This is a genomic window from Ensifer sp. Root127 (assembly GCF_001425225.1).
Taxonomy (GTDB): Bacteria; Pseudomonadota; Alphaproteobacteria; order Rhizobiales; family Rhizobiaceae; genus Ensifer; species Ensifer canadensis.
The window spans coordinates 181,640-203,354 of the sequence record NZ_LMDX01000023.1; the positions used below are offsets into that span (position 1 = coordinate 181,640).

Annotated in this window: 14 protein-coding genes; 8 read left to right on the forward strand and 6 right to left on the reverse strand. The window is 59.9% G+C overall.

Translation table 11 applies throughout. The features are described from left to right. Positions 1 to 5 precede the first annotated feature (5 nt). The 3 genes from ASD03_RS23120 to ASD03_RS23130 all read left to right on the forward strand — a co-directional run bounded on the left by ASD03_RS23120 (position 6) and on the right by ASD03_RS23130 (position 3,491). On the forward strand, positions 6 to 1,439 hold the full coding sequence (locus ASD03_RS23120) for a DUF1254 domain-containing protein (protein ID WP_057216702.1): 1,434 nt from the start codon (positions 6 to 8) through the stop codon (positions 1,437 to 1,439). A gap of 300 nt (positions 1,440 to 1,739) precedes the next feature. Further along, complete coding sequence (locus tag ASD03_RS23125; RefSeq protein WP_057216705.1) at positions 1,740 to 2,531, forward strand: hypothetical protein; 792 nt, start codon at positions 1,740 to 1,742, stop codon at positions 2,529 to 2,531. 156 nt (positions 2,532 to 2,687) lie between these two features. Further along, the gene (locus ASD03_RS23130) at positions 2,688 to 3,491 is read left to right on the forward strand and encodes a hypothetical protein (protein WP_057216707.1); all 804 of its coding nucleotides are present in this window, start codon (positions 2,688 to 2,690) and stop codon (positions 3,489 to 3,491) included. A 62-nt stretch (positions 3,492 to 3,553) separates the two neighbouring features. On the opposite strand, the gene ASD03_RS23135 is transcribed toward ASD03_RS23130, so the two are convergent. Genes ASD03_RS23135 through ASD03_RS23145 form a run of 3 tightly spaced genes read right to left on the reverse strand, consistent with a single transcriptional unit; the run spans position 3,554 to position 6,481 of the window. Then, complete coding sequence (locus ASD03_RS23135) at positions 3,554 to 4,225, reverse strand: ABC transporter ATP-binding protein (protein ID WP_025430463.1); 672 nt, start codon at positions 4,223 to 4,225, stop codon at positions 3,554 to 3,556. After that, a complete protein-coding gene (locus ASD03_RS23140; RefSeq protein WP_025430462.1) occupies positions 4,222 to 5,463 on the reverse strand; it encodes an ABC transporter permease in 1,242 nt (413 codons plus the stop codon). Before ASD03_RS23140 ends, ASD03_RS23135 begins: the two co-directional genes overlap by 4 nt. A 7-nt stretch (positions 5,464 to 5,470) precedes the next feature. Further along, positions 5,471 to 6,481: an efflux RND transporter periplasmic adaptor subunit gene (locus ASD03_RS23145; protein ID WP_057217199.1), complete on the reverse strand. Its 1,011-nt coding sequence runs from the start codon at positions 6,479 to 6,481 to the stop codon at positions 5,471 to 5,473. A gap of 143 nt (positions 6,482 to 6,624) precedes the next feature. Between ASD03_RS23145 and ASD03_RS23150 the strand changes: the two genes are divergently transcribed. Together ASD03_RS23150 and ASD03_RS23155 are read left to right on the forward strand one after the other, a co-directional pair. Continuing rightward, entirely contained in the window at positions 6,625 to 7,311 is a 687-nt protein-coding gene (locus ASD03_RS23150; RefSeq protein WP_057216709.1) for a TetR/AcrR family transcriptional regulator, read from the forward strand. A gap of 153 nt (positions 7,312 to 7,464) precedes the next feature. Continuing rightward, on the forward strand, positions 7,465 to 8,103 hold the full coding sequence (locus tag ASD03_RS23155) for a dihydrofolate reductase family protein (RefSeq protein WP_057216712.1): 639 nt from the start codon (positions 7,465 to 7,467) through the stop codon (positions 8,101 to 8,103). A gap of 53 nt (positions 8,104 to 8,156) precedes the next feature. On the opposite strand, the gene ASD03_RS23160 is transcribed toward ASD03_RS23155, so the two are convergent. From ASD03_RS23160 to ASD03_RS23170, 3 genes are all read right to left on the reverse strand, one after another. After that, positions 8,157 to 8,354: a hypothetical protein gene (locus ASD03_RS23160; RefSeq protein ID WP_144239245.1), complete on the reverse strand. Its 198-nt coding sequence runs from the start codon at positions 8,352 to 8,354 to the stop codon at positions 8,157 to 8,159. A gap of 6 nt (positions 8,355 to 8,360) precedes the next feature. Beyond that, positions 8,361 to 8,702 (reverse strand): helix-turn-helix transcriptional regulator, encoded by a 342-nt coding sequence (locus tag ASD03_RS23165; protein WP_025430458.1) that lies wholly within the window; start codon positions 8,700 to 8,702, stop codon positions 8,361 to 8,363. Between the two features lie 319 nt (positions 8,703 to 9,021). Then, the gene (locus ASD03_RS23170) at positions 9,022 to 9,684 is read right to left on the reverse strand and encodes a response regulator transcription factor (protein WP_025430457.1); all 663 of its coding nucleotides are present in this window, start codon (positions 9,682 to 9,684) and stop codon (positions 9,022 to 9,024) included. Positions 9,685 to 10,109: 425 nt separating this feature from the next. On the opposite strand from ASD03_RS23170, the gene ASD03_RS23175 reads away from it, so the two are divergent. From ASD03_RS23175 to ASD03_RS23185, 3 genes are all read left to right on the forward strand, one after another. After that, on the forward strand, positions 10,110 to 17,357 hold the full coding sequence (locus ASD03_RS23175; protein ID WP_057216715.1) for a peroxidase family protein: 7,248 nt from the start codon (positions 10,110 to 10,112) through the stop codon (positions 17,355 to 17,357). A gap of 69 nt (positions 17,358 to 17,426) precedes the next feature. Then, positions 17,427 to 19,181, forward strand: a complete 1,755-nt coding sequence (locus tag ASD03_RS23180; RefSeq protein WP_025430455.1) for a type I secretion system permease/ATPase — start codon at positions 17,427 to 17,429, stop codon at positions 19,179 to 19,181. Then, positions 19,178 to 21,676: a cadherin-like domain-containing protein gene (locus tag ASD03_RS23185; RefSeq protein WP_057216717.1), complete on the forward strand. Its 2,499-nt coding sequence runs from the start codon at positions 19,178 to 19,180 to the stop codon at positions 21,674 to 21,676. Before ASD03_RS23180 ends, ASD03_RS23185 begins: the two co-directional genes overlap by 4 nt. Positions 21,677 to 21,715 lie beyond the last annotated feature (39 nt).

Genomic DNA, 21,715 nt, shown 5'->3' on the forward strand with positions numbered 1-21,715 from the left:
GGTAAATGTTGACGAAGAGAGATCTACTTCGATCCACCGCGGTGATTGCCGCTAGCGCCGCGATTGCGAGGCCAAGCCTCCTGATGGCGCAAAGCTACCCGGGCATTATCGAGGCAAAAGACATCGCCGAGGAAGGCTTCATCTACGGCCTGCCGCTGGTGATGATTTATGCGGTTATGCAAGAGTTCGCCGTTGACAAGAACTCGGGGCAGTTCAAGGCGCCCTTCAACGAAATCAACAACATGCACCATGTCGCCAGCCCGGCTGACACGGCAGTCATTACGCCGAACAGCGACACGCCTTACTCGTTCATCTGGCTGGATTTGCGCGCTGAGCCGATGGTCATCTCGGTGCCGGTGATCGAAAAGGACCGCTACTACTCGGTCCAATTGATCGATTGCAACACCTACAATTACGGCTACATCGGCACGCGCGCCACGGGGACCGAGCCGGGCGATTATCTGGTCGTTGGCCCAGACTGGAAGGGTGAAACGCCCTCGGGGATCAAGAAGGTCTTCCAATCGACGACGCCGTTCACGCTCGCGCTTATCCGCACGCAGCTCTTCAACCCCGACGACATGCCGAACGTCGAGAAGATTCAGGCCGGCTACAAGGCCCAGCCGCTATCTGGTTTTCTTAAAACTCCGGCCCCGCCAGCCGCGGCCACGATCGAGTTCCTTCCTGCCACCACCGCCGGGATCAAGGACAACTTCTTCCAATATCTCGACGCAGCCCTGCAGTTCGTCCCTGAGACGGCAAGGGACAAGGAGATTCGCGCGAAACTTGCGAGGATTGGCATCGGTCCCGGCAAGACCTTCGACTTCAAGGAACTATCGCTCGAACATAAAGCCGAAATCCTGGTGGCCATGAAGCAGGGAAATGACAAAGTCGACAAATGGCTGGCCAGCGGAAATAAGGACATCAACGGCTGGAACGTTGGCTCGTTCTTTGGCGACGAGGCCTTTTACAATGGCGATTGGGTGATGCGGGCAGGCGCCGCCAAGGGCGGTCTCTTGGGCAATGATGCCGTCGAAGCCATGTACCCCTATACCCGAACCGACGCGGCCGGTGCGCCGCTCGACAGCAGCAAGCACAACTACACGCTGACCTTCCCGGCCGGCCAGTTGCCACCAGTAAATGCGTTCTGGTCCGTTACCATGTACGACGGCAAGAGCCAGCTCCTGGTCAAGAATCCGATCAATCGCTACCTGATCAACTCTCCGATGTTGCCGGAGATGAAAAAGGACGCGGACGGCTCGCTGACGCTGTACCTCCAAAAGGACAGCCCCGGTGCGGACAAGGAATCCAATTGGCTTCCGGCGCCGGATGACAAAATCTACCTCGTGATGCGCCTGTACTGGCCGAAGACGGAAGCGCCTTCGATCTTGCCGGCGGGCGAAGGGACATGGCAGCCGCCCGGCATCACTGTGGCCGAATAGTTCTCCCCCCATTGTGCTGATGCTCGGCTGGCGCCTCTGCTTCTTGTGGTCCTCTGACCGAGGACAGTAGGCGGCAGCCGGCATTTGCATAGGCGGTGCGTTCTCGCTGGGCGTTTGCCATTGGGCTGCGCCAAGTATCTCTTCTACAGCGCCGCGTGTCTTATTAGACGCCCGCGCGTCGGGTCGAACGAGACCGACCTTCACGAAAACAGCAACGGGTTAAACAGCGATCTCCGTCTGGGTCTGAATCGCGGACGCAAATCGAGTTGGCCGCATCGGCGGCCGCTATTAGGGGCTAGCATGAAATTATACCTACTTCGCGCTCTGGCGGCGATCGGAACATGTCTCGTTAGTAATGGAGCAATGGCTGCGGACATCTATTCGCCGATGACGCCAGAGGCTCGGCAGACGACCACGGAGAGTGGCTGGACCTTTACTTTTGCGCCTTATTTCTGGGCAGCTGGTTTGTCGGGGGAACTCGGGCAATTCGGCTTGCCTGCCGTGGACGTCGACGCCAGTTTCAGCGACATCTTCGATCACCTCGATTTCGGCGCCATGGCGATGGGCGAGGCCCGTAATGGACCTTACAGCATCTTCGGCGATGTCATGTATACCAAGATTTCGGGGCAGGCCGGTACGCCAAGAGGCATCCTTGCCACAGACGCCGAGCTCAAATCCGAGACCTTCGCCGGAATGCTTGGTGCGGGGTATTCGGTTTTTGAGGACAGCAGCGCGCGGCTCGAAATCGTCGGCGGTCTGCGCGTCTGGTCCGTCGAAAGCGAGCTTTCGTTCAGCGGTGGCATTCTCGATGGGCGTTCCAGAAGCGATGGTGCAACGTGGGTGGACGGTTTAGCCGGCCTTCGCGGCACCTATACGCTCACTTCCGAAATCTATCTGACAGGGTGGGGGTTCATTGGAGCAGGTGGTGCCGATCTCGACTGGGACGTCGCTGCGACGATTGGCTACCGGTTTAACGACACGATTTCGGCAGTGGCCGGTTACCGCGCTTTGGGCGTCGACTACAGCGATGATGGGTTCGTGTTCGACACCGTTCAGCAGGGCCCCATCCTCGGCTTGGTCGTACGGTTTTAGGATGCTCATGTGACGTTCGCCACGTTCAGCGGACGTTTATAGACAACGAGCGGACCGATCGTGTCCGCTGACTGTGCCGTTACGCGAGCTGCGCCGCTGCCGTCTTGAGGCAAAGCAGCTCAGAAAACCTTCGAATCCAGGGGCCGAGGTCACAATATGAAGCCGCACTACAGAGTTATTTGTTTGACTGTCTCTTTGATGGCCACCGCCGGGTCAGCCGTTGCTCAAGAGTCCGGTGCTGAGCTCGCCAAGAAGCTCAGCAATCCGATTGCTTCGCTCATCAGCGTGCCCTTTCAGTTCAACTATGATCGCGGTTACGGCCCGGAGAATGGCAATCGTGAAGTCCTCAACATACAACCAGTCATCCCAATCTCGCTAAACGAAGACTGGAACATCATCTCGCGCACAATCCTGCCGGTGATCTCGCAAAATGACATAGCCGGGCAATCCGGCCACCAGTTCGGTCTCGGCGATATCACTCAGAGCCTTTTCGTTTCCCCCAAGCAACCTGGCCCAGGCGGGATCATCTGGAGCGCTGGGCCGGTCTTCCTGATCCCAACAGCGACCGATGAGCTACTTGGGAGTGGAAAATGGGGAGCTGGTCCTACGGCTGTCGCTTTGAAACAGGAAGGACCTTGGACATACGGGATACTGGCCAACCACATCTGGTCTTTCGCCGGCCAGAGTGACCGGGAGGATGTCAGTTCGACGTATCTGCAGCCTTTCGTTTCCTATACTACGCCCGATGCATGGACTTATTCGCTGAATACTGAAAGCACGTACGACTGGATCCAGGACGAGTGGTCGGTTCCGGTCAATTTTCAGGTGTCAAAGCTGGTGAAATTCGGTGAGCAGCCCGTGAGCTTCACAGCGGGTGCGCGGTACTGGGCACAGGCACCTGAAAATGGGCCGCAAGGATGGGGTTTCAGAGCGGCAGTAACGTTCTTGTTCCCAAAGTGACGATGAACGGCCGTTTTGGCTATGAACCTGTCCGGCGCCGGGAATACCAAAGCGATGTTCACTCAATGCAGTCGTCCATCTACAAGCTGGACGCGCCGGTCCATACGCGCAGCCATGTCTAGATCGTGCGTCACGGCGACCACCGTCTTGCCCTGCTTGCGCACCAGCGTCTCCAGGATGGTGAAGACTTGTTCGGAACTGTTGCTGTCGAGGCTGCCGGTCGGCTCGTCGGCGAGGATCAGTGGTGGATCGTTGGCGAGTGCCCTTGCCACCGCCACGCGCTGACGCTGGCCGCCCGAAAGCTGATCGGGACGCTTGTCGAGATGATCGGAAAGGCCCAGTGCCTCGAGCAGACCGCTTGCTCTTTGGCGCATCTCATCTCGGGCGAGGCGGCCAAGCTTGCGCATCGGGATCTCGACATTCTCGCGCGCAGTGAACTCCGGCAGCAGGAAGTGAAACTGGAAGACGAAGCCGATATTCTCAAGGCGCGTGGCGGCCCGCTCCTGTTCATCCATGAGATCGGTGTCCCGGCCGCGGATCATGAGCGTGCCGCTGGTCGGCCGATCGAGCAGGCCAAGCAGATAGAGAAGCGACGACTTGCCAGAGCCGGACGGGCCGGTGACCGCGACGAATTCCCGTTCGGCGATCGTCACTGACACCTCCTTGACCAGCGTGACCGGCACCGTTTCCTGGAGGATGCGCGTGAGATCCTTGGCCTCGATGAGTGAACTCATGTCGCCCCCCTGATGATGTCGACCGGATTTGCGCGGGCCGCGCGCCTTGCGGGCAGGTAGCCGGCTACGGCTGCCGAGCCGAGTGCGAAGGCGGCGGCGATGAGATAGTGAAGCATGCTCCAGGCGATCGGCAGCCGGGTCATTTCTTGCCCGGTTGCGGATATCTCGAAGCGCACCAGGGAAAGCGCATAAACCATCGCAAAGCCGAGCGCCCAGCCGAGCAGCGTGCCGGCCGTGGCGATGGCCACACCTTCGAGCACAAAGAGAATGCGCATGTCGGACTCGGTGAAACCCAACGACTTCATGATGGCGATGTCTCGCGCCTTTTCGTGCGTGATCGTAGAGATGATGTTGAAGATGCCGAAACCTGCAACCAACATGATCGCGGCGACGACGGTGTACATGATGACATTGCGAACGACGAGCGCTTCCAGGATCGACTCGTTCGCCTCCTGCCAGGCAATCGCCTTGTAGCCAAGCTCCGCTTCGACGCGGCGCGCCACCGCGGGCGCGGCGTTCGGGTCGTCGAGTTTGATATTGATCTGGTTGATCGCATTCGGCCGCGCGGAGAGGATTTGTGCGTTCTTCTGCAGCACGTAGGCTTCTCCTTCGTCACGCGCGGTGGTGCCCGTATGGAACAGCCCGACGATTTTGAAGCGGCGGCTAAGCCCTTCCGACGAGACCGCGGTAATCGTATCGCCGAGGCCGGCGCCCAGCCGTGAGGCCATGGTATCGCCGATGACCACGTTGTTGCCGCCGGCGGCGAGGGTCGCGAAGCTTCCCGCCTTGAAATCCTCGATGATCGGTGAGACGCGGGGCTCGGCTTGCGGGTCGATACCGAGGACTGCGGCGCCGACCTCCTGGCCGGAATAGCGAATGACCCCTTGCGCATTCAGCGTCGCTGCAATGCGCCCCGGGATCCAGGCGTTGAGCCAGGCGAGGGCTGCGGTTGGGTTGATGATGCCGCGGCGGTCGTCTCGCGGCCTGAGCCCGAAAATGGCGGCGGCATCGAACTGGTCCTCTGCCGGTTGCCGCCGGGCCGTGCGCTGCTCGTCGGTCACCTGCACATGCGGCATGGTGTCGACGAGCTGACGGACGAAATCATCCTGGCCGCCCTGCATCAGGGCCGCCATGGCAATGGAAAAGCCGACGCCAACGGCAACTCCCAGCATCGCGACGACCGTCTGCCGTCCCCGGCCGGAAATGTGGGTCAGCGCGATGTCGAGGATGAGGCGCATGGCGAACTCATTTCTCCGGCTCGGCCGCGGCCTTGACGCGAGCACCGTCGGCAAGGTCGGTCGGGAACGGCGAGACGATACGGGCGTCGTCTTCGAGACCCGACAGGATCTCGACGCCTTCGGCGCCACGTATGCCTGTCTTCAGGGCTTGTATCTTGATACGCCCGCCGTCGAGCAGGGCGACCTTTGTCCCTTCAAGAGCTACGGTTGGAATGATCAAAGCGTGATGCGATACCCGCACGATGACGTTGACGTCCGTCGACATGCCGATGCGCAGCGGCGTATCGTCGGGCAGGCGGAAGCGGACACGATAGGTCTTTGTCACCGGGTCGCCTTTTGGCGTGATGCTGTCGACGGTCGCCTCGAGCTTGCGATCCGGAAAAGCATCCGATCTCAATAGCGCCCGCTGCCCGACGTCGACGCGCGAAATGTCCTCTTCGTTGACGTCGGCCGTGATGATCAGCGGTTTCGGTTCCCCGACCCAAAAGAGCACCGTGCCGAGTCCGGCGACTTCGCCGATCTCGCCATCCTGCCGCAGCACCTGGCCGTCGCTCGGTGCTCGCAACACGTAGGTCGCAAGCCGCGCCTGCCGACCCGCCACCAAGGCTTCGAGCTGGCCCAGTTCGCTGCGCGCTTGGTCGACCTCCTGTTCGCTGATCGTGCGCTTTCCGGCCAGCGTGAGCTTACGCCGATATTCTTCCTGCGCCAGCGTCAGACGCGCCTGGAGTTCGCTGAGCGCTGCGCGCGCCTCCGTGTCGTCGAGGCGGGCGAGCACCTGTCCCTTGGCGACGCGTTCGCCTTCACAGTCGCATTGTTCGACGATCCGCTCGGCCACGGTCGGCGTGACCTTCGCCCAGGTGCGCGGCTCCACGACACCGTCCGCGTATACGATCTCTGCCGCATCGCCACGCTTGGGGGCAACAACGGATACGGGAACTGCACGAAACAAATACCAGGTGGCCACCGCGCCGATGCCGACGACGGTGGCAGCTGCGATGGCATAACGAGCTAGCCGCAAGAAACGCTCCTTGAAACCTTCCAATCGATGCAGTAAAAATAGACCGACGGTCGGTTTGTTTCAAGGGTGAACACCACCTTGCCTATCGTGGGCATCGTGGAACACATTGCAAACCGTGCTAAGGCGCAGTTCTCGGAGCACTTATGGCTAGAATAAAGAAATCGCCAGAGGTCCGATCGAAGGAGCTGATCGATTGCGCCGAACGGCTGTTCTTTCAGCATGGATACGAGAATACGACGGTCAACGACGTCATCCGTGAGGCCGATGTCTCGAAGGGTGCTTTCTATCACTACTTCGTTTCGAAGGAGGCGCTCCTCGAGGCGGTCGCGACCCGACTGGCGAAGAGGAATCTCGAGGAACTGCAGCCCCTCGCCGAAGACCCTTCGCTTGATGCCGTTGGACAGTTGAATGCGCTTTTCGCCGGCTCGCGGCGACTAAAGCTTGAAATGGCGCCGCAGCTGAAGAATACCTTCAACGCCCTGTTCAAGCCGGAAAACGTCGTGCTGTATCACCGCATCGACGAGGCTCTCCAGGCAGCCAGCCTGCCAATTATCACGGAGATACTGCGGCGCGGTCATGCGCAGGGAGCGCTGGACGCACCTGATCCGGAAACTGCCGCGATGATGCTTCTGCAATTGCGATTGAGCGTCGCCAAGATGATGCACAAGGCGTTGCAACTTTCGGAGGCCGGTGATCTCGACGGGGCAGCGGCGATGCTGGACAGCTGGATGCGAACCTATGGCACCGCGATCGAGCGTTTTTTGAAGCTTCCGGAAGGGGCGATCGAGGTAACGGAACCCGGCTTTGCGCGCACCTTCCTGCAAGCCTGATCCGTTGGCCCGGCGGTATGCCGGCAAGATTGACGGCGGCCGAAAAGATTTCTTGAATTGTTTGTCGAATTCCGGATCAGCCGTTCGTCTATGCAGCGAAGGCGCGTGTAACTGGCCCGATCAAACGGTGACCAACCGGAAGGAACGACGATCATGAACTTGATTACCATGACGAATGTCTCCCTCGATGGAGTCATGCAAGGGCTCGGATCGGCCGACGAGGACCGTCGCGGCGGCTTCGAGCGCGGCGGATGGATTGCGCCGCTCTTCGACGAAGAGGCGGGGGCCGCATTGGGCCAGATCTACGCGCGCGCCGACGCGTTTCTGTTCGGCCGGTGGACGTACGAGGTCTTTGCCGGCTCCTGGGGGGCGGTCAAAGAGATCCCGCGTGACAACCCCGTCGCACTCGCCTTGAACACGCGGCCCAAATACGTGGCATCGAATACGCTCAGGGTCCCGAAATGGACGAATACCACTGTCCTTTCGGGCGACGTCGCGACCGCGATCCGCGACCTGAAGGCCAAGCCGGGCGGCGAGTTGCAAGTGCATGGCGGCACCACGTTCATCCGCTGGCTGCTCGACAACGACCTGGTCGATGAGATCAACCTTTTCACCTACCCGCTGATCCTCGGCCAGGGTATGCGGCTCTTTCCCGAGACCGGCCCGGACAGGGCACTCGAACTGGTCGCATCGCGGTCCACCGCCGGCGGGGTGATCATCCAAGCCTACCGTCCCACCGGGCGTCCGCAGTATCGAACGGCCACGATGGACTCGACGGAAGCAAGGAAGTAGACATCTTCACCTTGCTGGGGTGCTGTCACGACGTCGTAGTCGAGGGTCGGCAGTTAGATGAGATCGACGCTCAGCGCCTCGAACATGTAGAACTCTTCGCCAAGGTCCGAGAGATCGCCGGCCAGGTTTCTCGCCGAGATGCCAATGCTGAACGCACCATGTTCAAGGATCGTTCCCAATGGTGTCTGATCGGCAGTCTTGCCAGTATTTCGATCTTCGAGCCGTCGCGGCGGTGGGCAGGCCGACGACATGACCAATCACCTCCCTGCGGCGATCTCCCTGCAGATCTCCTCGAGTTTCAGCTGGGCCATGACTAGACGCTCGTGCGCGATATCCTGTGTCTTGCAAACGGGCACGCGAGCCTCAACCATCGTGCCGATCAACTCCATTGGATGAGCGCCGAGCGCCTCGCACATGAGAATAAGCATCGGCACGGAGATATTGCTCCTGCCATTCTCATATTTCTGGACTTGGTGGAGCGTGACGCCAAGCGCGGCGGCAAGCCTATCCCGCGAGAACCGGTGATCAAGCCGCACGGCCCGTAGGCGTTCGCCAAGTTCTTCCGCAAGCGCAGCTGTTGTGTTGACGCGTGTTGGCATGACACTGCACCTCCAGCGACTAATGTCTGGATTGAGCGTGCTGTTGCGCACAATTCTCTGCAATCCGTCCGTTTGCGGTACAATCCTCAAACGATCGGCTGCTGTGTGCGACTTGCGGTGAGTTGCTCTAACTGGGCATTCGTCAATAGTGGTAGGGCGGAATGAGACCCGACGCTTCCAGTGCGTACAATCGGTGAGCGTAGTGCCTTTCCGGATCGGGTGAATCCGTCGGAGAGTAGCGCCTCAGAAACGTTTCGAAATACAGCTAGTAATTGAGGCAATCGGGTATCAGATCAGGCAAGGCTTTGTGATATCACCATCAGTGGCGTGGAGCGGGCAGCTCGTCCCGATCAAGTTTCTGTGTCGCAATCAGCACTTCGAGGCGATTGCGGACATTTAACTTTTGCATGAGCGCAGTCATATGATTCTTAACGGTTTTTTCGCCAATCTTCAATTCCACAGCGATCTGGCGGTTGGTGCATCCCCGCGTCAGCATTGCGATGATTTGGCCTTCCCTGAGGCTGAACTTGACGGGTGGCCCGGCTGCGGCACGGAGCGAAGCCATTCTGTGGTGTTCAATCAACTTGCAGGCGAGATCCCGGCTTATGAAAATCTCACCTCGCTGAACGGCCTTAACCGCATCGATGAGCTCCTGTGGACTGGTCCCCTTGACGACGTAGCCGCTGGCGCCGGCCTTGAGCGCATTGATTGCGATGTCAGATTTCGACATGGCGCTGAACGCCAGGAACCTCGTCCTGCAACCCCGTTTCATCAGGTCCAGGATAGTATTGAAGATGTTGCCAGGCATCATAATGTCGACGATGAAAACTTCCGGCGCTGTTTGTAGCCCGATCTCAAGTACTTCTTCGGCGGAAGACCCAGTCGCGACGACTACAAACTCCTCTTTGGATCTAAATAGATCTACAAGACCCGCGAGCATCAATGGATGATCATCGGCCAGAGCCAGTGCAATTGATCTCATATTTGATCTCCCACCCTCTGGCGGGAGATATACGCCTGCGCCCATTTCCTGTCCATGAGCTTATGTAGGTAAGTCTAAATCTGTAGTGCCTCAACGGTCTGGAACCGCCTGTCGGGCAAAGCCATCGCCTGAACCGTTTGACCTCCAGAGCAGCGGTGATGCTGCGCCCTGTGATTAAGACCTTGGTCCCGGGGTTAGGCGACCAACGTCATGCGCGCTTTAGGCACCAAAGTCTGAAAAATGACTGGACTTAGGCAACTGGCCAAGAGGCATCGGACCAGTTGATTATTAGCAAATTAGATAAAGCGAATGTTTCTGTCGACGATGTGCGGGCAACAACCCGCGCAGCAGGACGATCGACGTCATCAATAATATTTCACCGATCACGCCAAGCCGCATTTGCCGGCTTCAAGGGGAGAGTAGAAATGGTTGCCTATATTCGTTCTGACCTCGATTTCATCTTGAAGCAGATCAAAATCGCAGAGGATCACGCGCTCTTCGAGCAGTCGGGTGGTACTCAGGGCAAGTCGCTGTTCGGCCCGAACGGTTCGGTTCCAAGCTACAATGTTTCTTGGGGCCTGCGAACGGTTGACGGCACCTATAACAACCCGCTTCACCCGGAATGGGGTGCGGCCGACAATGAATTCCCAGAGCCTTTGGGTACCGATTTCCGCACGATCATGGTCGACCCCGACGGTCCCGGTCCGGCACCGATGGTCCCCGTCACCTACCAGCCGGGCATCGACAATGACGGCCCCGGAACAGCCGGCCCCGGTGACGTCTTCGACCCTTATGTGCGCACCATTTCCAACCTGCTCGTCGACCAGACGCTTGGCAATCCGTCGGCCATTTTGACCGGCCTGCAGAGGGCAGGCATCGTTCCCCCGGACCAGCAGATGGCCGTCACAGCAGCGATTTCGGCGGCCTATGCACCGCTGATCCCGCAGTTCAGAGCTGTCGCGACCGAAGAGCGCGAATATGCGGAAGCGGCGGCGGCGGCATCGGCCAGTCCCGGCAACGCAGCCTTGCAACAGGCGGCAGCCGATGCGCTTGCGGAACTGGACGCGGCACGCGCAGCACTTGATGCTGTCGACGATGCTCTGATGACACTTCTCACAGACAACGGCATCGAACTTGATGGCGCGAACGTCAAAATCACCAACCTGGCGCCGGACGAAGGCTTGTCGGCCTCATTCAATTCCTGGTTCACGCTCTTTGGCCAGTTCTTCGACCACGGGCTCGATCTTGTCGCCAAGGGCGGCAACGGCACCGTGTTCATACCGCTGATGCCCGACGACCCGCTTTATGTGCCAGGTGGCACGACCAACTTCATGGTGCTGACCCGCGCGACTTTGGCCGGGCCGGGCGCCGATGGTGTGATGGGGACCGCAGACGATACGGACCGTCCGGTCAACAACACGACCTCATTCGTCGACCAGAACCAGACCTATACCTCGCATCCCTCCCATCAGGTATTCCTGCGCCAATATGTGCTCAATGCGGACGGCGTTCCGGTTGCAACCGGACGGCTGATTGAAGGCGTCAATGGCGGGATGGCCACCTGGGCCGACGTCAAGGCCCAGGCAAGAACGATCCTCGGCATCGAATTGACCGACTTTCATGTCGGCAACCTGCCGCTGCTGGCGACCGACGCCTATGGCAACTTCATCCCCAACCCGACAACGGGCTTCCCGCAGGTTGTCATGGCCGGGCCACCGCAGTCACTTCAATCGGGCACGCCAACCGCTCCACTCAGTCTGTTTAATCTTGTCGCAGACGGTCCCGACGCCGATACGCTTCCCGATGTACAGCATCTGGCCGTGCGCACCGGTCACGCTTTCCTGGCCGACATCGCCCACAATGCGGTCCCCACGGGTCTTGCCGACGGCGATCTAGAAATCGGGCTCGGCAATCCGGACCAAACGCCGACCGATGGTCAGTATGACAACGAGTTGCTTGACGCCCACTTTATCGCCGGTGACGGCCGTGCAAACGAGAATATCGGCCTGACGGCCGTCCACCACGTCTTCCACTCCGAACACAATCGCCTGGTGCAGCACACCAAGGACGTGGTGTTGGCCGACGCCGCTGCCATGCTCACAAACGGTGCTTCGCAAGCGGAGGCCGTTGCATTTCTGAACGAATGGCTGGCTGTCGACGTCACGGAAGTACCGGCAAGCGCAACCGGGCTCATCTGGGACGGCGAACGCCTATTCCAGGCTGCCAAGTTCGGCACCGAAATGCAGTATCAGCATCTTGTTTTTGAAGAATTTGCACGCAAGATCCAGCCCAATATCAACGTGTTCCTGGTGCCGGACGGTTTCGACGTCACCATCGACCCGTCGATCGTGGCGGAGTTCGCTCACGTGGTCTATCGCTTCGGTCACTCGATGCTGACTGAGTCCATCGACCGCTTCGACGAAAGCTTCAATGCCGACCATATCGGCTTGATCGAGGGCTTTCTCAATCCGATCCAGTTCAAGAACAACGGTACGGCCGGCGTGGTTGATGCCGATGTCGCCGCCGGCGCCATTATCCGTGGCATGACCCGGCAGGTGGGCAACGAGATCGACGAGTTCGTCACCAGCGCACTTCGCAACAATCTCTTGGGGCTGCCGCTCGATCTGGCGACCATCAACCTGGCTCGCGGTCGTGACACGGGTGTGCCGACCTTGAATGAAGCGCGCGCTCAGTTCTATGCGGCGACCAACCAGGATGCCCTGCTCAAGCCCTATGAGAGCTGGGTCGACTTCGCTAGCCATCTCAAACACGAAGCCTCGATCATCAACTTCATCGCCGCCTACGGCACGCATCCGCTGATCACCGGCCAGACGACGATCGAAGGCAAGCGCGACGCCGCGATGACCCTGATCTTCAACCAGTCCTTCGGCGGACTGGCGGTACAGGCGAACGCCGAGGACTTTCTCAATGCCACCGGCGCCTTTGCCGGGGGATCGCTTGGTGGTCTCAACGATGTCGATCTATGGATCGGCGGCCTTGCCGAACAGATCATGCCCTTCGGCGGCATGCTCGGCTCGACCTTCAACTTCGTCTTCGAAACCCAGATGGAAAAACTGCAGAGCGGCGACCGCTTCTATTACCTGCAGCGTCTCGACGGCCTGCACCTCTTTGGCGAGATGGAGAACAACTCCTTCGCAGCCATGATCATGCGCAATACCGACGCGACGCATCTTCCTTCCGACGTTTTCTCGACACCCGGCCTCATTCTCGAGATCGATCGGACCAAGCAGTATAATCCCGGTCTCGGCGAGACGGCCGGTGCAGACGGCATCATGGATGACAATCCCGGGACCGGCGTCGACGAAAGTGCCGACAATCTGGGCAATGACCCTCTCGGCGGCGGTATTCTCACACCACTCGTCCAACGCAACAACCCGGCGACACCGGGCGCGGATACCAACTATCTCAAATATACCGGCGGCGACCACGTGGTCCTTGGCGGCACCGAGCAGAACGATATCCTGATCGCCGGGATCGGTGACGACACACTTTATGGCGACGGCGGCAACGACCGGCTGGAAGGTGGGTTCGGCAACGATATCATCAATGCCGGCGCAGGCGACGATATCATCGTCGACTCCGGCGGTGACGACAACATCAAGGCTGGTGCGGGCAATGACGTCGTCCATGCAGGACCCGGCCTCGACCTGGTCATGGGCAATGACGGCCAGGACTTCATCTTCCTCGGCACCGACATGGGATCGGAGGTCTTCGCCGGAACCGGCAACGACTTCATCTACGGCAACAAGAACGCCGAACGCATCCTCGGCAACGAGGGCAACGACTGGATCGAAACCGGTACATTTGACGGTGCGCCTGGCGATAACTTCGATGAAGTCTTTGCCCATGACGGCGTTGACGGACATGACGTGTTCCTCGGCGATGGCGGCTTTGACGAGTTCATCGGCGAAGGTGGCGACGACATCATGGTCGGCAGCGCCGGCCGCGGAAAAATGGTGGGCATGTCCGGCTTCGACTGGGCGACCTACAAGGACAACGCCCGTGGGGTAAATGCCGACCTGTCGATCCCGATCGTGTTCGACGAAGCTCCGGTGCTGCCGGAGAACGCTGCACTCGACGAATACGAATCCATGGAAGGTCTCTCCGGGACGAGGTTCAACGACGTGTTGGCCGGAACAGAAGACGTGGCGGCCGATAGGGCGCCTCTGACCCAAGGCGGGACCACAGGGTATCTCGGCAGCGTGCTCGACGCTGAAGGCATTGCGCTTGTCAATGGCCTGCAGGCGCTGCTTGGCGCCGGCGTCACCTCCTTTGACGGCGGAGACATCATCCTCGGCGGCGACGGCAGCGACCGTATCATCGGCAACGCCGGTGACGACATCATCGACGGCGACAAATGGCTGGACGTGCAGATCGGCGTCTATGCCGCCAACGATCCTGAACATACGGGCACGCCTGTACTGCACAACAGCATGACGACGCTCGCCGCCGCCATGTTCAACGGCACCATCAATCCGGGTCAGCTGGCAATCGTGCGGACAATCCGCGACAGCAACGACCAGGTGGATAGCGACGGGATTGCCGACATCGACACGGCCGTGTTCTCGGGTGCCCGTGCCGAATATGACATTACGTTCAACACAAACGGCACGGTTACAGTCGCCCATGTTGGCGGGTTGGCGACCGACGGCACCGACACGATCCGAAACGTCGAGCTTCTGGATTTCACCGACCAGGATATCTCGCTGCAGGCGCCGACGCTGGATCTGCACGGCCCCTCGACCACCACGACGACAGCGACGGTCGCGCAGGCCTATCGCGATACGTTCACCGCAGCAGCCTACACGAATAACAACGGCGCTTCGAACTGGGGAGGCCCATGGGTTGAAGGCAACGATACCGGTGGCGCCACAGGGGGTGATATCAGTGTCAGTCTCGCCGCTGGCAGACTGCAATTCATCGAAGGCATCGATGGCAATGAGACCCTTGCGCGTGCTGTCAATCTGACAGGCATTACCAGGGCGACCCTAAGCTTCAACTACGTCGCAGACGAACTGGATGGCGGCGAGAATGTCGTGGTCGAAGTTCGTAACACAACCAACGGCGCATGGACGGAGCTTGGCACCGTCGGCGGCAATCAAACGAACGTCTTTACGGCCCCAATCCCCCAAGGCTTGATCGGCGCGAATACTCAAATCCGCTTCAGAGCCGCAGGGACTTTCGACGGCGGTGAAAACCTCTACATCGACAACGTCAACATCCAGACCGAGGTCGATACGATCACGCCCGTGGCTGGCGCGCCTGGCAACAACTACCAGACGAGCTATACCGAAAATGCCCCTGCCGTTGCCATTGCGCTTGGCCCTGTCATTACCGACGATGGCACGACCCTGGCTTCTGCCCGGGTGGTTCTGACCAATGCCAGCGCCGGTGATGCCTTGACGGTGCAGGGCGGCCTGCCGGGAGGAATTTCCGCGGCGGTGGACACTTCGGTTGCGGGGCAGATTACCCTGACCCTCACCGGCCCCTCGTCGATTGCCAACTTCCGCACTGCAATCCAGCAGGTGCGTTACGCCAACACCTCGGAGAACCCGAGTGCGGTCGCCCGCGTCATCCAGGTCACCGTCAATGACGGGCTTTTGACCAGCGCTGTCGCGACCACGACCGTTAGCGTGAACGCAATCAACGATGCACCGTCCGTCAATACCGACACGGTCATCACCAACGTCGCGCAAGGGGTGAACTTCACGATCTCGCATGCAGCCCTTCTTGCCAACGATACCGACCCGGAAGGCAGCGCCCTTACGATCACCGCCGTCAGCAGCCCGGATGGCGTCACTACTCCGGTGATCGGGGCGGGCATCCTCACCCTGAATGACACAGGCGGAGCAGGCGGCTCGTTCGTCTACACCGCTACCGATGGCGGCCTGACGGATACGGCCCAGGTCAACATCAACCGCGTGACCGGAAACATCACCGGCGGCGGTGCTGCCGAAATCATCATCGGCAATACCGCGGGAACGACGATCACCGGCGGCGGCGGCAATGACAGCATCGATGCCGGCGACGGTGGAGACACGATCAATGGCGGCACCGGCAATGACATCATCGATGCAGGTACTGGCAACGACATCATCAACATGAGTTCCACCGAAGGGTTTGATCGTGTTGATGGCGACGCCGGCACCGACACATTCCAACTCACTGGCAATGGTGAGGCGGAAACGTTCCGTATCTATGCAAAGGCAGCTGCCATTGCCGCGGGGGTTCCTGTCACCGGTGCGGATGCCGAGATCATCATCACCCGTACAGTGGGGCTGAACACCACTGTTATAGCCGAACTCGACAACATCGAAGAAATCACGATCAACGCCTTCAATACGACCGCGAACAACGGCAACAACCCGAACCAGCCTGACGGCGGCGGCCCCATCGTTGGTGACACGATCCAGGTGTTCGGCGATTTCAATGCGCCGTTCACAAGCCTCAACTTCAGCACGATCACCATCGACGGCAATACCGGCGACGACACGGTCGACATAACCGGGCTCAGCTCCGAGCATCGGATCGTCTTCCGGTCCAACGGTGGCAACGACACGCTTGTCGGCCAACTGCGTCCGCAGGACGTGATCGAGCTCGGGGGCACGCTGACGGACTTCGTGACCACCGAGGCCAACGGCAACGTCACGGTCAGCAACGGCACGAACTCCGTCACGTTCAAGAAATACGACGGCGGCGGACCGCAGATCACCGGGACGGAGGACGATACCGGTGAAACGCCGAACATTCCCGCTCCGTCCGCAGGGTCGCCGATCGCCGGCACAGCCAGCGCAGACGTTCTGCTTGGTACGGCAAATGCCGAAACGATCGTTGCCCTTGCCGGCAATGACACCGTCATCGGTGGCGAGGGTGCAGACGTCATCAGAGGTGATGAGGGCAACGACTTCATCACGTCCGGTGGCGGCAACGACCTGGTCTTCGGCGGCGACGGCAACGACGACATTCTCGGCGGTGAGGGCAACGACATGCTCTACGGCGATGCCGGATCGGATCGTATCTTTGCCGATGCCGGCAATGACATGATCCAGACCGGTGCCGGCAGCGACTTCGTATCCGGGGGATCCGGCGACGATATCATTGTCGCCGCCAAGGATGATGGTGATGACATCTACTACGGCGATGCCGGCAACGACACTTTGGACATGTCGGCCATAACCGCCAGTCTGACCGTCGATATCGGCTCCGGGTTCATGAACCAGGGGAGCGTGTCCAGCAGTCAGACCGGGCAGGATACCCTGTGGGGGATCGAAAATGTCGTGACCGGCTCGGGCAATGACACGATTGTCGCCAATGCCTTCGTCAACGTCATCGAAGGCGGAGCCGGCAACGATACCTTCCGGTTCCAGTCCGAAGCCAATGCCGATGGCGATACGATCACCAGCTTCCAGGCCGGTGACAAGATCGACCTCAGCGGTACCGATGCCAACAACGGGGTGGCGGGAAATCAATCCTTCACCCTTGTCTCGGGATCCAGCCTGAGTGGCCCGGCACAACTCGCCGTGACCCATGAAACCCGGGCCGATGGCGATTACACCGTCGTCTCGGGTAGCGTTGACAGTGACGGAGCCGCAGAGTTCCGCCTGAACATCAAGGGGAACCACAACCTCACCGGTTCTGACTTCAACTTGTAACCAGCGTTTTCCGGCGCGCCGACCAAGGGCGCGCCGGCTTACTCCATCAAACGCGGATTGGTGAGTATCATGCGCACGAAGACCCCACTGACTGGCACGAAACGTAAGAACGCTGAGAAGCTTACGCAGAGATTTAAAGGAATATTCCTCTTCCTTTTCATCACCTCCGGAATAATCAACATTCTGGCGCTGACCGGCTCCTTCTACATGCTGCAGATCTACGACCGGGCTTTGACCAGCGGCAGCATCCCGACCCTGCTCGGGCTCTCGATCCTGGCGATCGGGCTCTATTTGTTCCAGGGGCTCTTCGACATCATCCGCTCACAGATACTGGTGCGCGTCGGCGCAAGGCTGGATGCAAAGATCGCCCCGCTGGCGCATGAAGTTGCGATCGACATGCCCCGTTTCGGCTTCTCCACGGCAGAGGCCCTCGAGCGCGGCCGCGACGTCGATACGGTCAGGGGATTTCTCGGCAGCCAGGGGCCGATCGCCTTTTTCGACCTTCCCTGGATGCCGCTCTACCTGATCTTCGTCTACATGCTGCATCCCTATCTCGGCGCCCTGACATTTGGCGGCGCCTTTGTTCTCACGATTCTCGCGATCCTGACCGAGGTGATGACGCGCAGATGGGCCGCCGCCACCCACAAGGCCGGTATTGAGCGAAATGCCATTGCCGATTCAAACACCCGCAATGCCGAGGTGTTGAAGGCCATGGGCTTTGCGCCGCGTGCGGTCAGCCGGTTCAATGTTGCCAACAAGGAGCATCTGGCGCTTCAAACCCGGACAAACGACATCAGCGGCACCTTTGGGGCGATCTCCCGGGTGCTTCGGATGGTGTTGCAGTCTGCGGTTCTGGGCCTGGGGGCGTGGCTGACGATCCAGGGGGAAATGTCTGCCGGCGCCATCATCGCTGCATCCGTTGCCTCGGCGCGCGCCCTTGCCCCGGTCGATCTTGCCGTCGGCAACTGGAAGAGTTTCGTCACGGCACGAACCGCCTTCGGTCGCCTCAAGGAAACGGTGGTCGCATTGACGAGTACCGTTGCACCGATGGACCTTCCTGCGCCCGCCAAGACCTTGAAGGTCGAAAAGCTCACGGTCGCAGCGCCCGGTTCCGGCCGTGTTCTTCTGAGCGACGTCAGTTTCGACATCGAAGCCGGCCAGGTGTTGGGCATTATCGGTCCAAGCGGCGGCGGCAAGACAACGCTGGCGCGCGCGCTGACCGGGATCTGGCCGCCCCTTCGCGGTGGCGTTCGGTTGGATGATGCGGAACTGACGCAATGGTCAGACAGCTGTCTCGGGCAGCACATCGGTTATCTCCCGCAGGACGTGGCGCTCCTGGACGCCACGGTTGAGGAGAACATTTCCCGGCTTGACCCTGACGTCGACCCAAGGGCAATCGTGGACGCGGCACAAACCACGGGTATTCACGAGATGATCGTGCGGTTGCCGGATGGTTATCGCACGGCACTCGGGCCCCAGGGCGCATCCCTGTCCGCGGGTCAGAGGCAGCGGATCGCGCTTGCACGGGCGTTGTACCGCAATCCGTTCATCGTCGTCATGGACGAGCCCAACTCCAATCTCGACGGAGAGGGCGAGTCCGCACTGACGCAGGCGATACAAGCCGTTCGCGCCCGCAATGGCATTGCCATTGTCATTGCCCATCGTCCGAGCGCGCTTACCGCCTGCGACCTGATCGCCGTGGTTCAAGGCGGCAAGCTGGTCGCGTTTGGGCCCAAGAACGAAATCCTGAAACCAGCCGCGATCGGGGACGCCGGTGGCCGACCCGCACTGCCCGCGCGCATGACGTCAAAGGTGTCGGAATGATCGAGGCGAAGGGAACAAAAACGGTCAAAGAGGAAGACCCGCACCAGCGCTACAGCCTGAAAAACGAGGAAGCGCCGTCAAGAGCGCCGGCTGTTATCGCGATGTTGTTGACGGGCTTTGCGCTTTATCTGAAGAGCGCCTTCAGCACGGCGTCGGAGCCGGCGGAGGAGCCTCCGCAAGCCAGGGAGCCGCAGGAGGATATCGCGCCCTTGCAGTTGGTGGCGGAGAACAAGCCGGAAGAAGTCAAGGAAGAGGAAGCGCCGGCCAAAAAGAAGGCTGGCGGCGCCATGCGAAACTACAATAGCCAGAACGAAGAAATGGATGCCGTCGACATTCGTTCGCCCTCATTCCGGCCGGATGATTTCTCGACCTCGATGTCTGAACGGTGGGAGCTGGAAAGCCCGTCGCCTGTCTTGAGGGCGTCGAACGACAATGTCGCGCCAGGCCCCTCTACTGCCGGCCCTCCCGTCAAAACTTTCCCGACGAAGGACGAGGAAGACGACAAGTCGGGTGGTGGTGATGACGATGACGATGATGACGACAACGAAGATAATGACCCCGTTAACCGCGCACCACGCGTGAACGGCTCAGTCACACTGAAAGATGTTTCCGGTTGTGCTGCGGTCGTCATCGGCCTTTCGGATCTATTGCGCGGTGCATCCGATCCGGACGGCAATGTGCTTTCCGTCAGGGATATCACGGTGACATCCGGCACTATTACGAGGACCGCAGAAGGTTGGCTTTACGATTGGACAGAGCTTGGTCCGGTAACGATTACCTACCAGATCACAGATGGCCAGCTTTCGATTACCCAGACTGCGTCTTTTTCCGTGGTCAACGCCCCGCCGATCGTCGGGACTGTGGGTGACGATCTGTTGCTCGGCACCAATTGCGGCGATGCCATCGACGGCAGGGCGGGTGATGACAGCATTGATGCCCGAGGTGGTGCCGACACGGTGAATGGTGGCGAAGGCAACGACAACATCGTCGCGGGCGGGGGCAACGACATCATTTTCGCAGGGATCGGAAACGATGTCGTCTTCGGCGGCACCGGCGACGATCAGATCCACGGCGGCAGCGGCAACGACCGTCTGTTTGGCGAGGAGGGGCGCGATATTCTGTCTGGGGATGAGGGAGACGACGCCCTGCATGGAGGCGCTGACGACGACCTGGCCTTCGGCGGCGACGGAAACGATTTGGTTGCCGGTGATGAGGGCAACGACGCCATCGACGGCGGCAGCGGTGACGATCGCCTGTCCGGCGGTAGCGGAAACGATACCCTGCTCGGGCAAGCGGGCAAGGACCATCTCTTCGGGGACGAAGGCGCGGACGTTCTGGTCGGGGGCGCCGACGAGGATATCGTCATGGGGGGTGCTGGTAACGACACGATTGCGGGCGAGGGGGATCTCGTATCGGACCAATATGACGGCGGCGACGGCTCCGACACACTCGACTATTCCAGCGTGTCACAATCGATCACCATCGACCTCAGCGAAGGCAAAGCCTCAGGTGAAGAGATTGGCGACGATACCATCTCGAATTTTGAGGTGGTCATGACCGGTCAGGGGGATGACAGCGTGACCGCCAGCCTTGAGGCCGAGACAATCGCCACCGGAGCCGGCGACGATACGGTTAAAGATGCAGGAGGGGATCTTCTCCCCGATCTTTACGATGGCGGAGATGGCACCGACACGCTCGATTATTCCAGCTTGTCACGGTCGATCGAGATCGACCTCAGCGAAGGCCAAGCCTCGGGCGCAGAAATCGGCGAGGACACCGTCGCGAATTTCGAGGTGGTCCTGACCGGTCAAGGCGATGACAGCGTCATCGGCAGCGATCACGCCGAGACGATCGTCACCGGAGCCGGCGACGACACGATTGAGGATGGGGCTGGTGCAGATATCGTTTCGGCTGGGGCGGGCAACGATACCGTCGTGGCTGCGGCCGACAATGCCGACGACAATTATAACGGCCAATCGGGTCTGGACACTCTCGATTATTCTGCAGCAGCGCATGGGGTTGTCATCGACCTTGCGACCGGCGTTGCGACCGGTGTCGATATCGGCACCGACATTGTCACAAGCTTTGAACAGATCGTGGGCAGCGCCCAGGCGGATGTCTTCCACGTCGGTCAAACGGCCCTAACCCTTGAGGGAGGCAGCGGCGATGACGTCTTCCGTTTCAATATGCCGGCCGGCTCATCGACCAGCGATGCCATCCATCACATCCTCGATTTCATGGTGGGGGACCGCATCGAGATGTCGAGGTATCAGATCTTCGAGGAGATCGTCGATAATCTCGAGGATCATTTCGAGGCCATCTATGGGGAGGATGTAGATGAAGATGCTCTCCCGATCAGGATGCGGCATGAGGGGACAGAGGAACACGGCAAAACGCTGATCGAATTCGATACCGACAATGACCAGGAATATGAGGTGGCTGTCACTTTGAGCGGTCATCACATGTTGGTGGTCGTCGAGGCCGCTCAAATATAATCTGGGGAGGGAAACAAAATGCTCAAATCACAACGAAAT